Below are 12,182 nucleotides of genomic sequence, written 5' to 3' on the forward strand. Positions count from 1 at the left end.
GCAATCAGCAGCTTGGGTTCGCAGGCGATGGCCATCGCGATCATCACCCGCTGCTGCTGGCCGCCGGATAGCTGGTGCGGGTAGCTGTCCACCTTGCTTTCCGGTTCCGGCAGGCCCACTTCGCGCAAGAGTTCGATCGCGCGCCGGCGCGCGGCCCGGCGGCCCAGCTTGGCGTGCAGCATCAGGGCTTCCATGATCTGCTCGCCCACGCTGAACACCGGGTTCAGCGAGCTCATCGGCTCCTGGAAGATCATCGCGATGTCTTTGCCCCGCAGCGCGCGCATCTCGGCGCCGCTGGCCTTGAGCAGATCCCGCCCTTGCAGCAGGATCTGGCTGTCCGGGGCGATGTGCGCGTGCTGCGGCGACAGCAGCCGCATGATGGCCATCGAGGTCACCGATTTGCCGGAGCCGGATTCGCCCACCAGCGCCACGGTGCGCTTGGCCGGGATGTCGAAGCTGACGCCCTTGAGCGCCTGGAATTCGCCGCCGTTCTCCTGGCGGAACGCCACTTTGAGGTTGCGCACCGACAGCAGGGTCTGGTTTTGGGTCATAGTCTGTTCTCCCCCACTCACTTCGCCGCCGCGCGCGGGTCCAGCGCGTCGCGCAGCGCATCCACCAACAGGCTGAAGGCGGTGACCAGCAGCGACATGGACAAGGTAACCGCCAGCATTTGCCACCAATAGCCCTGGATCAGCTCGGTGGGCGCTTCCGCCAGCATCGAGCCCAGGCTGACCTGGCGCACGCCCACGCCGAAGCCAAGGAAGGACAGGATGGCTTCGTACTTGATCAGCGCCACGGTGAGCAGGGAAAACTGCACCAACAACAGGTGGGAGATATTGGGCAGGATGTGAACGAACATTTTGCGGGCATTGCCGGCGCCGATGGCGTCCGCCGCCTGCACGTACTCGCGGCCCTTGAGCTTCAGGTATTCCGCGCGCACCAGGCGGAAGGTGCCGGTCCAGCTGGTCAGCGCCATCACCGCGACGATGGTGGTGATGCCGCGGCCGGAGACGGCGGCGAAGGACAGCAGCAAGAGCATGTCCGGCACCGAGGTGAACACGCTGTAGAACCAGCCCAGCGCGTCGTCCACCTTGCCGCCGAAATAGCCGGCCGCCGCGCCCAGCGCGCAGCCCACCAGCAAGGCCGACACCGCGCCGAACACCCCGACGAAGATGGAGGTGGAGGTGCCTTTCAGGGTTTTCTCTATCACATCGCGGCCGCGCAGGTCCGCGCCAAAGGGCAAGGTGGCGCGCTTGGGTGCGTCCGCCTGCGCGTATTCGCCCACATGTTGCCGCGCCTGTTGCAGCTCCTTGCCTATCGGGTCCTCCTCCAGCGTCATGGCGACGATGGGGGCGGACGCCTGGGCGAGCTTGGCCGGTTCCGGCGGCAGTACATCGTCGGCGGAGGCCCGCACCCAGCTAGGCGGCGCGTAGGGCACGGCGATTTCGTCGGTCCAGCTGCCGCCCACCAGATTGAACCAGCCGCCCACGGCCAGCAGCAGGTAGACCGCCACGATCCACAGCGAAACAAAGCCCACTTTCTTGCGTTTCAGCCTTTGCCAGCCCAGCGCCCACAAGCCGCGCGAGGGGGCGGCCGGCGCGGCGCCGGCGGTATTGTGCAATGTCGTCATCTCCAGCCCTCTCTCACTTGAGCTGCACGCGCGGGTCGATCAGCTTGTAGACCAGATCGCCCAGCAAATTGAACACCATGGTGGCGATGGCGATATAGATGGTGATGGCCTTGATCACCGGGAAATCGCTCTTGTTCACCGCCATCACCACTTCATTGCCCATGCCGGGAATGCCGAAGAAACTTTCCAGCACCAGCGCGCCGATCAGCATATAAGGCAGCGACATCATCACGCTGGTCACCACAGGGATCAGCGCGTTGCGCAAAACGTGCTTGAGCATCACCGTGCGCTCGGACAGGCCCTTGGCGCGCGCGGTGCGCACATAGTCCTGGCCGATTTCCTCGACGAAGAAGCTGCGGTAGAAACGGATATCCGGCCCCAGGGACACCATCAGGCCCATCAGCAGCGGCAGCGGCACATAGACGAAGAGGTTGATCCAGAAGGAGTCCCCCCAGCCGCGCACCGGGAACCAGCCCATTTTGAAAGCCAGGAAATACTGGCCGGCGATGATGTAGACCAGCGCGCTGACCGACATGGCCACGGTGCAGGCGATGGTGACGATGTGATCGGTGAGGCCGCCGCGAAAATAGGCGACCAGCGCCGCCAGCGGGATGGCGATCAACAGATCCACCACCAGCATGGCGCCGGTCAGCGTCAGCGAGGGGCCGACGCGGCTGCCGATGATGTCCGATACCGGTTGTTGAGTGGACCAGGAGGTGCCGAAGTCCAGCGTCAGCACCTGTTTGACGAAGAGCCAGAACTGCTCCGGCAAGCTTTTATCCAGGCCCAGCTGGGCGCGGATATTGGCCAGCACGTCCGGCGTCAGGTGCTTGCCGGCCAGCACCAGCGACGGGTCGCCGCCCACCAGGGTGAACAGAGTGAAAACCAGCAACATGACGCCGAGCAGGGTCGGGATCATCTGCAGAATGCGACGGATGATGAATGCGGACATGGCGTTCTCCTTTACTTCTGCACATCCAGGAAACGCCAGATGGCGTTGAAATTGGGATGCACCTTGAAACCGCGCACCCAGGGCTGGGCCACGCCGTTGACGAAACGGATGTCGCTGAAGATCCACGGCGTGTCGCCGGCGACGATCTTGTTCATCCGATCGTACAGCGCATTGCGCTCCGCACCGTCCGCCAGCAACCGCGATTGCCGGTACAGCGCGTCGTAGCGCGGCGACTGATAGCAGGCGTAGTTGGAGCCGCCGGTATTGGGGCCGTACAGCAGCTGCACGAAGTTGTCCCCGTCGGGATAATCGGCGTTCCAAGCCGCGCCTACCAGACCGTATTTGCAGCCCTGCAGCGCCTTCACCTGTTCATTCCATTGCATCACCCGGAAGTTGACGCGAATCTTGATGCGGTCGAAGGCCTTTTGCCAGTACTCGTTCCATTGCTTGTCGATGGCGGAAGGGCCGGTGACGAAATCGATGGCCAGCGGCTGGCCGTCGGGCTGGCGACGGTAGCCGTCCGCGGCGATCTTGTAGCCGAACTGGTCCAGCAAGGCGTTGGCCAGCGGCGGATTGAACGGGTAGGCGGCGCGGAAGTTGGGATTGTGGCCGGCGACATTCGGCGGAACGATGTACTGCATTTGCACCGCTTGGTTGCGGCGGATGTCGCGTATGGTTTCGCGCTGGTCGAAAGCCATGGCGATGGCGCGGCGCAGCGCGATGCGCGCCTTGCCATAGCCCCCTACCGTGGGGTCTTGCATATTGAAGGCGTAGAAGGTGACGCCCTCTTCCAGCGAGCGGCTGAGCTGGATGCCGCGCTCGCGGTATTCCGCCTTCAGTTCGGCGCGGCTGGCGTCCCTGGGGTCCAAGCGCAGCACTTGGCGTATCAGCGGCTGCGGAATGCTGGGATTGCCGCTGAATAAGTCGACTTCCCCGCTTTTGAACGCCAACCAGGTGGGCTGTTCTTCCGGAATCACCGCGATTTCGATACGGTCGATCTGCGGATAGCGCTTGCCGTTCATCTGCCGCGCGATGGCCTGATCGCGCGGATCCGGCCCCGGCTCGTAATGGAACACCTCCTGACGGAAATTGGGATTGCGCACCAGGCTGATGCTGGTGCCCGGCTTCCACGCCTTCAGCATATAGGGGCCGGTGCCCACCGGGTGGGCATTGGAATTATCTCCGTAAGCCTCGATCACTTCCCGCGCCTGGGCCTGCACCCAGCTGCCGGCCAGCATGAAGGGCAAGGGAGGAAAGGGTTGCAGGAATTTGAGTTGCAAGGTGTAGCGGTCCAGCGCGCGCACGCCTTCCACTGGCTCGTCATAGTTCAAGCGCCCCTTGCCGGCTTTCTTGACCAGCGCCTGCAGGCCAATCAGCTTGTCGGTGAAGGCGTCGCTGAGCGGTGAGGCTACGGTGGGGTCCGACAGGCGCTTGATCGAGAACACAAAATCCTCCGCCGTCAGCTCGCGCCGTTTGCCCTTGAACGCCGGGTCCGGGGCAAAATAAATGCCCTGCTTCAGGTGGAAGGTATAGGTCTTGCCGCCGTCGCTGACAGTGGGCATGGCCGTGGCCACGCCGGGCACCACCTTGACCGGCCGCGCCAGGTAGTCGAAGGTCAGCAGCGAGTCGTAAATATGCTCGTTCACCGCCGCGGAATAAACATCCGAGATTTTGGCCGGATCGAAACCGGTTTCCTGCGCGTTGAACGAGGCGTGCAGCACCTTTTCCGCGCCGGCCGCCGATGCCGCCGCGCCCCCCCACGCCATCAGCGCCAGCAGCGCGCATCGCTTCAGGCTCATGATTTTCTCCTTTGTTGTCTCTCCTGCCTGGCGTCTTGCACCGGCGGATTATTATGTTGCCGTTCTAGCCACGGCTTAAAACCGGTTTACGATCTGCCGCGCGTCGTGAAACGTGGCTCGGTGAGCACGCCTTCAAAAGGCGCTACCGTATATGCACTCCGCTTTTTCAGCCGTTTTCGCCCCGCCTCGCCCTTGCTCGCGCGATCGTAAACAAGTTCTTAACACTCATGAACAACGTGCGCCAACTCTGCTTGTTGACAAGCGGCAGCGGCGACGCCATCGTAAAAGTATCCCTTCGAACCACCCCAGGCGGCCGCATTGTCCGCCCGCCTTTCACTTCGCTCAGGAGCGCATCATGAAAACAACGCTAGCGCTGTCCCTGCTGGCCGCCAGCCTGCTGACCGGCTGCGCCACCCAGGCGGGCTATGCGCAAAAGGTCTACGGCTGGCAAGGCCGCGACGTCAACGAGATGCTGGCGCAATGGGGCGCGCCCACCAGCCAGCTGACCATGCCCAACGGCAATCAGCTCTACACCTACCGCAGCGCCTACAGCCAGGAAATGCCCTATCAAGGCGGCTTCTACAACTACCCGTGGGGCTTCAGCGGCGGCGGTTCGGTGTATTACCGCTGCACCACCAACTTCGTCGCCGACCCCAAAACCCACACCATCCTGACGGTGAGCTTTGAGGGTAATGACTGCGTGGCGCCGCCTAAGAATTAAGAGCCGGTTTACGATCTGCTGCGTGTCGTGGAGCGTGGCACGGTGAGTACAGCTTCGAAATGCTCATGTACCCTATGTACATTCCGCTTTCTCAACCGTTTTCGCCTTGTCTCGCCCTAGCTCGCGAGATCGTAAACAGGCTCCAAACCCTCCCTTCCGCCCAAAAAAGAGCCTGCGCATGCGCAGGCTCTCTTCGTTTCAATGCTCGGCCGCCGGCTGGTGCGCCGGCTTGCCGCCCAGTAGGCGGCGCACCCGGCTGCGCAAGCCGTCCAGATAGGTGTAAACCACCGGCACCACGATCAGGGTCAGCACCGTGGAGGTCAGCAAACCGCCGATGATGGCATGCGCCATCGGCCGGTTGCTTTCCGAACCGTCGCCGGTGCCCAGAGCCAAGGGCAGCATGCCGAAGATCATCGCCAGGCTGGTCATCATGATGGGCCGCAAACGCACGCGGCCGGCCTCCACGATGGCCTGGTTGCGCTCCATCCCTTCGCGCCGCGCCTGGTTGATGAAGTCCACCAGCAGAATGCCGTTCTTCGCCGCCAGACCCATCAACATGATGATGCCGATCACCGAGAACATGTTCAGCGTGGAGCCAAACACATAAAGCGAACAGAACACCCCGACGAAAGCCAGCGGCAAAGCCATCATGATGGTGACCGGCAGCGTGAAGCTGCGGAACTGCGCGGCCAGGATCAGATAGATGAAAATCACCCCCAACGCCAAGGCCTGCACCGCATAGCCCAGCGATTCCTGCATGTCCTTTTGCTGGCCGCCCTGCACCAGCATCACGCCCGGCGGCAGCTTCAGGCCTTCCACCAGCTGATGCACCTCGGCGGAAACGGTGCCGGCGTCGCGGCCTTCGATATTGGCCAGGATGGTGATCTCGCGCATCATGTTGACGCGCTTGATCTGGCGCGGGCTGATGCCCTGCCGGGTTTCTATCAAGGAAGACAGCGGAATCATATTGGCCGCGCCGTTGGCGTCCGGCCGCCCGGCCACCGTCAGCGCGTCCAAGAGCTCCTGGCGGCGTTCCGACTTGGGCACCCGCAGCTTGACGTCGTAGTTTTCCCCGTCCGGCGCTTCCCAAGTGGTGACCGCGTTGCCGGCCAGCAGGATGGACAGCGTCTTGCCCACGCGGGCCAGGTCCACGCCCAAGCTGGTGGCGGCGTCGCGCTTGAGCACCAGGTTCAAGGCCGGATCGCCTTCGCTGAGGTTGGATTCGATGTCGCGCACGCCTTTGATCTTGCCCAGCCGGCGCATCAGGTCTTCGGACACCGCCGTCAGTTCGCGCAGGTCGCTGCCGCGCAAGCCCACTTTGACCGGCTTGCCCTGCTGCTGCTCGTTGGCCACCGATTTAATGGTGACGCCGGCCACGGGCAGCACCCGCGCGCGCGCGTCGGCGATCACCTGGCCCAGCGTGCGCTGGCGGCTGTTCTTGTCGCCGATGTCGACCGTCACCGAACCGTCGTTCTTGCCGGCGCCGAAGTTGCCTTCTCCCACATTCATCGAGATCGACTTGATTTCGGGAATGCCCTTCACCGCAGCAGCCAGTTCATGGCCCTTGGTGGCGGTGTACTCCAAGGCCGAGCCGGGCGCGGTCTGGTAGCTGATGGTGAACTTGCCGCTGTCTCGCTCCGGGATGAACTCGCCGCCGATGCCGGGCACCAGCGCAAAGCTGGCCACGGTGAGCAGCAAGGCGGTGCCCAGCACGGTTTTACGATGGCCCAGCGCCCAGCGGATCACGCCGACGTAGCGCTCAGCCAGCCGGTCCAGCGAGCTTTCGAAGGCGTCCAGCATCCGCCCCAGCGGGCCGCGATGCTTATCGCCGTGGCGATGCGGATCGTGCCAGATGGACGACAGCATCGGGTCCAGCGTGAAACTGACCAACATGGAGATCAGCACCGCCACCGCCACGGTCAGGCCGAACTGGTGGAAAAACTTGCCGATGATGCCGCCCATGAACCCCACCGGCAGGAACACCGCCACCACGGTCAACGTGGTGGCCAGCACCGCCAGACCGATTTCATTGGTCCCGTCCAACGCCGCCTGGTAGTGGCTCTTGCCCAGGCCGGCGTGACGCACGATGTTTTCCCGCACCACGATGGCGTCATCGATCAAGAGACCGATGGACAGCGACAAGGCCAGCAGGGTCAACATGTTCAAGGTAAAGCCGAACATCTGAATGGCGAACAAGGTGCCTATCAGCGATACCGGCAGGGTCAGGCCGGTGATCACGGTGCTGCGCCAGCTGCCCAGGAACAGGAAGACGATCAGCACGGTCAGGCCCGCGCCTTCCAGCAGCGTGGACTCCACGTTATGCAGCGATTTTTTCACGTCCTCGGCGGTATCGTAGGTGTAGCGCACCTTGACCCCGGCCGGCATCTGGCTTTTCAGCTCGGCCACCCTGGCCTTGACGCCTTCGGCCACTTCCACCACGTTGGCGCCGCGCGCGGCGCGCAGGTCCAGCGATACGCCGGGCCGGCCGTCTATCAGCGAGACGCTGGACTGCTCGGCCTCGGTGTCGGCCACGGTGGCGATGTCCTCAAGCCGGATGGGCGCGCCATTGCGGTAGCCCACCGCCAATTGCGAGAAGTCCTCGGCCGATTTCAACTTGCCGGCAACGCGGATCGCCCACTCCTTACTGACTGCCGACACCGAGCCGGCGGGGAAGTCCTGGTTGGCGGCGCGCAGCGCGTCGGCCACGTCCTGCAAGGACAGGCCGGAGGCTTCCAGACGCACCGGGTCCACATCCACGCGAATCTCGCGGCGCACCCCGCCAATCAGCTTGACGTCGCCAACGCCGGCCACCATCTGCAGCCGCTTTTTCAGCACCTTGTCCACCCAGGTGGTCAGCTCTCGCGGGCGGGTCTGATCCGAAGTCAGCACCAGGGTCAGCATAGGGTTGTCGTTGGGGTCCACCTGGGACACGGTGGGCGCGGAGATTTCGCGGCGGAACTGGCCCTGGATGGCGCCTATCTTATCCCGCACGTTCTGCACCGCCGCCACCGGGTCCACCGATAGCTCAAACTCCACCACCACGGTGGAATTGCCTTCCATGGAATAGGAACGGATTTCCTTGATGCCGTTGATGGTGTTGACCGCTTCTTCCACCGGTTTGGAGATTTCGCTTTCCACCACTTCCGGGGAAGCGCCCGGATAGTCGGTGGACACCAGGGCGATGGGGAAGCGGATGTCCGGCATTTCCTCCACCGCCAGGCGCTGCCAGGAAAACAAGCCCAGCACCACCAGCGTCATCATCAACACGGCGGCGAAATAGGGATTGCGGACGCTTACTCGGGTCAGCCACATGCTGCGCCCTCCGCTTAGAGTTTGCCGCCGGGCAGGGAAACCGGATCGCCGGCTTTCACCCCCACCAGGTCCACGGCGATCACGTGCTCGCCCGGCTTGACGCCGGACACCGCGGCCAGCCGGTCCGCCTCGGAGCGCAGCAACAATTCCACCTGCCGCCGTTCCAGCCGGCCCTGGCGCGCCACCAGCACCCAGGGCTGGCCGTCCGGATCGTGGATGGCCGGCAGCGGCAGCACGATCTGGTCGCTAAGCTGGCGCAACACAATGCCGCCCTTGGCGAACTGTCCGGCCTTCAGCTTGTGTTCCGGGTTTTTCACGCGGATGTACAGGGTGAAGCTGCGGGTGCCCGCCACCGCCACCGGGTTGATGCGCACCACTTCGCCGCGTTGAGGTTCGGCCAGGCCGTCCACGGTGAAACCGGCTTGCATGCCGGGCTGGATCTGCGAGATCAGCCTCGCCGGCACGGTGGCGGCGATTTCCAGCACCGACAAGTCAGCGATGGCGAACAGCACCGCGTTCTTGCCGGCCACTTCGCCCGGATTGATTTTGCGCTCGTACACCACGCCGTCTATCGGCGCGCGGATCTGGGTGTCCGCCAGCAGGCGGCGCGCCCGCGCCAGCTGAGTGGCCTGGGCCTTGGCTTCGCCCTCCTTCACCCGGTAGTCGCTATCGAATTCGTCATAGGCGATCTGCGAGATAAACCCCTTATGCAGCAGTTCGCGCTGTTTTTCCAATTTGACCTTGGCCAGGCGCAGCCGCGCCTCAGTATTGGCCACTTGGGCGTTCTGCTCCGCCACCGATTGCGACAGGACTTCGGCGTCCAGCACCGCCAGCACTTGGCCGCGCTTGACCGCCTCGCCCTCACGCACGCGCACTTCCTTGACCCGGGCCTCCACCTCCGCGGCCACGGTGCCGCTGGTCAAGGCGTTGAGCGATCCGGTGAAGGCGATCGTCGCCGCCAGCACGCGCGGCTTGGCCGCGATCACATCGGCAGGGGACAAGGTCCGCGCCACCGGCGCGGAAGCCGCGGTTTTGCCGGCTGCGCCGTCCTTGGGCGGGTCCGCCGGTTTGGCGCCGCAAGCCGTCAGCGCCAACGATAAGAGCGGGACTATGACAAATCGTGTGTTCATCTGTGTTGTTCTTTTCTATGGTTGAGCCGCCCGCGACGCGGAGCTCGGACACGCGTGACCGGCCGCCGCGTCAGGCTCGGCGGCCGCGCATCCCGGACGATGAAACGACGCAAGACTCCCCCTTGCGCCGGCGCGGCCGGACCAGGGCCGCTTGGCATCATCCCACAGGCGTCACCGCGGGATATGCCATTGTGTGGTTGTATTGTCTTGTTGTTGTGAAGCGTGGTCGGACCAGCCGCAGTCAAGCATTTGGGCGGCCTGACTGCGGCCGCCCGTTATCATGCCACAACACTATCCATTAAACATATGTCATTGCACAAACTGCTCGGACCCCACGATGCCCAGCTTGGTCACCCCCAAACGCTGCGACTCCGCCAGCACCATCGCCACCGGCTCGTAACCCGCATCCTTGTTCGGCTTGATGTGAAACTCCGGCTGCGGCACCCGCGCCGCCGCTTCCGTCAGCTTCTTCTCCAAAGCCTCCCGGTTCGCCAAACGCTCTCCGTTCCACAAGATCCCGTTGTCCGGCCCAATGTCTATCTGCACCACCACCGGCTTCTCCATCGGCTTCGCCGGACTGCTCACCGGCATGTCCAGCTTCACCGCGTGCGTCTGGATCGGAATCGTGATGATCAACATGATCAGCAGCACCAGCATCACGTCGATCAGCGGTGTGGTGTTCATCTCCACCATCAGGTCGTCGTCGGACGAGCCTACGTTCATTCCCATCTTCCTGCCCCTCCTAGTTCCGCGGCGGCGGTTCGGTAATAAAAGCGATCTTCACGATACCCGCCTGCTGCACCGCCAGCACGATGCGGCCTATGGGGCTGTACTTAGCCCCCAGGTCGCCCCGAATGTGCACTTCCGGCTGCGGGTCCTTCTTCGCCTCCTTCACCAGCCGCGCCAGCAGCTCTTCCTGCGTCTTCACCGGCGTGGTGTTCCAGTAAATGGTGTTCCCGGTGTCCACCCCCAGCACGATGTTCTCCGGCTTGGTCTGCGTCGGAATGTTGCTTTCCTTCGGCAGCGCCATCTTCACCGTCTGCGTCACCACCGGCACCGTGATCAGGAAGATGATCAGCAGCACCAGCATCACGTCCACCAGCGGCGTGGTGTTGATCGCGGACATCACCGCGTCTTCGTCGCCCTTGCCGTGGCCTTGGCCGAATCTTGCGTTGCGCCCTTTCATCGTCGACGCCTCAGCGCGCGTTCAGCAGGCTGGCGTGCAGGCGGCCCGCCACCACTCGCACCATGTCCAGCACCAGCTTGTTGCGACGCACCAGCCAGTTGTAACCCAGCACCGCCGGCACCGCCACGCCCAGGCCGATCGCCGTCATGATCAGCGCTTCGCCCACCGGGCCCGCCACTTTGTCGATCGACGCCTGACCCGACATGCCGATCGCCGTCAGCGCGTGGTAGATGCCCCACACCGTGCCGAACAGGCCGACAAACGGCGCGGTCGAGCCGACGGTGGCCACCACCGACAGGCCGTTTTGCATGTGGTGGCTGGCGGAGTCCACCGCGTCGGAGATGGCCATCGACACCCAGGTGTTGAGGTCCACGCGCCCGGCCAGTTCGCCCTTGTGCTCGGCCGCCGCTTCAATCCCGGCCACCGCCACCGCGCTGAACATGCCTTCGTCGGCCAGTTCGCTGGCGCGCTTTTGCAGCTCCGCGCCGTGCGATTCCAGCAGTTCGCGGCCTTGCTTGAGCAGGCGGCGCTGTTCCAGCAGTTTGACGATGCCGACGTACCAGGTGGCCGCGGACATGATCAGCAGGATGATCAGGGTGCCGCGCGCCACGATGTCGCCTTGCGCCCACAGGGCGTCGATGCCGTACGGGTTGCTGGTCACGTGCGCGGTTTCGGCGGCCAGCGCGCTCAGGCTGCTCAACAGGGCCACGGCGGCGAAGGCGGTGCGGGTGATTTTGCTCATGTTCTGGTTCTCCTAGAGATTGCTTGTTCCGGTCGAGGCGCGCTCGCGCTCATTCGCCGGAATCGAGTTTGAAGCCGAATTCCTGGCTCAACAGGCTGTTGGGTTTGCAGCTGTAGCCTTGCAGCGCGGCGCTGATCGCCGACTGGAAGCCGCTGCGGTAGCGCGGCGGGATGCCGCCGTCGAACGAAATATTGGCGATGTGACTGAAGCGGCCGTTGTCGCCCACCTGGAAGGCCACGCGCACCACGCCCTGGATTTCGTCCTGTTGCGCCTTGCTCGGATACTCCGGCGCTTGCAGCTGGCTGCAGTTGGCCTTGGCCGACACCGGTCCCTTGGGCGCTTCCACCGCCGGGGCGGGGGTGGGCGCGGGCTGCGGCGCCGGGTCCGAGGTGGTGGACTGGATGGCGTTGGCCGTGGAGGTGACCGGCGGCGGATTGACCACCGGCGGCACGTAGGCCTGCGGCTTGGGCGCGGCGGTGGGCTGCACCACTTTCTCGATCTTGGGCGGAGGGGGCGGTGGAGGGGGCGGCGGTTCGCTGATGACCGCCACTTCCACTTTTTGCTGGATCACTTTGACCACGCCCTGGGCCAGGCCCGAGACCAGCGCGTAGATCAACAGTGCATGGAAGACGACCACGCCGACCAAGCCCGCGATGCGGCGCTTGGGCGGGGGACCGCCGATTCCTCTGGCTGTGATGCTCGTCATGTTT

Annotated in this window: 11 protein-coding genes; 1 reads left to right on the top strand and 10 read right to left on the bottom strand. The window is 64.1% G+C overall.

The genetic code is table 11. The annotated features are described in order from the left end of the window. The 4 genes from BR71_RS19395 to BR71_RS19410 all read right to left on the bottom strand — a co-directional run. The coding region (locus tag BR71_RS19395; protein WP_043639853.1) for an ATP-binding cassette domain-containing protein at positions 1 to 551 on the bottom strand (551 nt) is incomplete at its 3' end. Between the two features lie 17 nt (positions 552 to 568). Next, positions 569 to 1,630 carry an ABC transporter permease gene (locus BR71_RS19400; RefSeq protein WP_043641404.1) on the bottom strand — a complete coding sequence of 354 codons (1,062 nt, stop codon included), beginning with the start codon at positions 1,628 to 1,630 and terminating at the stop codon, positions 569 to 571. A gap of 13 nt (positions 1,631 to 1,643) precedes the next feature. Then, a complete protein-coding gene (locus BR71_RS19405; protein WP_043641406.1) occupies positions 1,644 to 2,582 on the bottom strand; it encodes an ABC transporter permease in 939 nt (312 codons plus the stop codon). 11 nt (positions 2,583 to 2,593) lie between these two features. After that, complete coding sequence (locus BR71_RS19410) at positions 2,594 to 4,381, bottom strand: ABC transporter substrate-binding protein (protein WP_043641407.1); 1,788 nt, start codon at positions 4,379 to 4,381, stop codon at positions 2,594 to 2,596. Positions 4,382 to 4,736: 355 nt separating this feature from the next. On the opposite strand from BR71_RS19410, the gene BR71_RS19415 reads away from it, so the two are divergent. Continuing rightward, positions 4,737 to 5,102, top strand: a complete 366-nt coding sequence (locus BR71_RS19415) for a hypothetical protein (RefSeq protein ID WP_043641409.1) — start codon at positions 4,737 to 4,739, stop codon at positions 5,100 to 5,102. 198 nt (positions 5,103 to 5,300) lie between these two features. Here the strand turns inward: BR71_RS19415 and BR71_RS19420 are convergent, their stop codons facing one another. From BR71_RS19420 to BR71_RS19445, 6 genes are all read right to left on the bottom strand, one after another. Beyond that, positions 5,301 to 8,414, bottom strand: a complete 3,114-nt coding sequence (locus tag BR71_RS19420) for an efflux RND transporter permease subunit (protein ID WP_043641411.1) — start codon at positions 8,412 to 8,414, stop codon at positions 5,301 to 5,303. A 14-nt stretch (positions 8,415 to 8,428) separates the two neighbouring features. Further along, complete coding sequence (locus BR71_RS19425) at positions 8,429 to 9,544, bottom strand: efflux RND transporter periplasmic adaptor subunit (protein ID WP_043641413.1); 1,116 nt, start codon at positions 9,542 to 9,544, stop codon at positions 8,429 to 8,431. 309 nt (positions 9,545 to 9,853) lie between these two features. Continuing rightward, positions 9,854 to 10,267: an ExbD/TolR family protein gene (locus BR71_RS19430; RefSeq protein WP_231138169.1), complete on the bottom strand. Its 414-nt coding sequence runs from the start codon at positions 10,265 to 10,267 to the stop codon at positions 9,854 to 9,856. A gap of 19 nt (positions 10,268 to 10,286) precedes the next feature. Beyond that, positions 10,287 to 10,730: an ExbD/TolR family protein gene (locus BR71_RS19435; RefSeq protein ID WP_043631007.1), complete on the bottom strand. Its 444-nt coding sequence runs from the start codon at positions 10,728 to 10,730 to the stop codon at positions 10,287 to 10,289. Positions 10,731 to 10,740: 10 nt separating this feature from the next. Continuing rightward, positions 10,741 to 11,472, bottom strand: a complete 732-nt coding sequence (locus BR71_RS19440; protein ID WP_043631004.1) for a MotA/TolQ/ExbB proton channel family protein — start codon at positions 11,470 to 11,472, stop codon at positions 10,741 to 10,743. Between the two features lie 49 nt (positions 11,473 to 11,521). After that, the coding region (locus BR71_RS19445) for an energy transducer TonB (protein WP_306293399.1) at positions 11,522 to 12,182 on the bottom strand (661 nt) is incomplete at its 5' end.

The sequence above is a fragment of the Chromobacterium haemolyticum DSM 19808 genome (assembly GCF_000711885.1).
Lineage (GTDB): Bacteria > Pseudomonadota > Gammaproteobacteria > Burkholderiales > Chromobacteriaceae > Chromobacterium > Chromobacterium haemolyticum.

What these genes read in the sequence shown, in the direction of transcription:
- BR71_RS19400 (WP_043641404.1), bottom strand. Translation starts at nt 1,630, where the DNA reads ATGACGACATTGCACAATACCGCCGGCGCCGCGCCGGCCGCCCCCTCG.
- BR71_RS19405 (WP_043641406.1), bottom strand. Translation starts at nt 2,582, where the DNA reads ATGTCCGCATTCATCATCCGTCGCATTCTGCAGATGATCCCGACCCTG.
- BR71_RS19410 (WP_043641407.1), bottom strand. Translation starts at nt 4,381, where the DNA reads ATGAGCCTGAAGCGATGCGCGCTGCTGGCGCTGATGGCGTGGGGGGGC.
- BR71_RS19415 (WP_043641409.1), top strand. Translation starts at nt 4,737, where the DNA reads ATGAAAACAACGCTAGCGCTGTCCCTGCTGGCCGCCAGCCTGCTGACC.
- BR71_RS19420 (WP_043641411.1), bottom strand. Translation starts at nt 8,414, where the DNA reads ATGTGGCTGACCCGAGTAAGCGTCCGCAATCCCTATTTCGCCGCCGTG.
- BR71_RS19425 (WP_043641413.1), bottom strand. Translation starts at nt 9,544, where the DNA reads ATGAACACACGATTTGTCATAGTCCCGCTCTTATCGTTGGCGCTGACG.
- BR71_RS19430 (WP_231138169.1), bottom strand. Translation starts at nt 10,267, where the DNA reads ATGAACGTAGGCTCGTCCGACGACGACCTGATGGTGGAGATGAACACC.
- BR71_RS19435 (WP_043631007.1), bottom strand. Translation starts at nt 10,730, where the DNA reads ATGAAAGGGCGCAACGCAAGATTCGGCCAAGGCCACGGCAAGGGCGAC.
- BR71_RS19440 (WP_043631004.1), bottom strand. Translation starts at nt 11,472, where the DNA reads ATGAGCAAAATCACCCGCACCGCCTTCGCCGCCGTGGCCCTGTTGAGC.